1 pseudogene is annotated in these 570 nt (G+C 47.5%); it reads right to left on the reverse strand.

Annotated elements, in window-relative coordinates:
* Positions 1-570: pseudogene (thrA, locus tag R7190_RS29460) on the reverse strand (bifunctional aspartate kinase/homoserine dehydrogenase I); the annotation flags it as partial.

Raw genomic sequence — 570 nt, forward strand, 5'->3', positions numbered from 1 at the left:
ACCGAAGATGTAAGACAGTGAACCTGACAACATGCCACTACATCGTTCACGCTCATCGCCTGCTGCAATCAGGTTTTGTAGGTTTTCGATAACCGGTAGGCCTGCCCCTACGGTTGTTTCGTACATCAACTTGCGACGCGAGCTACGAGCGACATCTCGAAGCTGATGGTAGTACGCCATGCTTGCTGTGTTTGCTTTTTTGTTTGGTGTGACCACGTGAAAACCTGCAGCTAGAAAGTCTGCATATTGATTTGCGATGTCTTCACTAGACGTACAATCCACAAGTACAGGGTTGATGATGTGATTGCGCTGAACCAACGCGATTAAACGAGCTAGACTGAATTCTTCTGTTGCCGCAGACATGCGGTCGCGCCAGTGTTCTAGTGGTAAGCCTTCACTATCGAGTAGCAAGCCTTTGCTATTTGCTAAACCACACACTCGAATCACGATACCTTTTTCTGCCAGTTTGGATTGTTGACGTTGGATCTGATCCACCAGCTCACCGCCAACACCGCCAACACCAACAACAAACACATCGAGGAAGTATTTCGAGTTAAATAGGTTTTCGTG

It is taken from the genome of Vibrio sp. 1078-1, assembly GCF_033340475.1.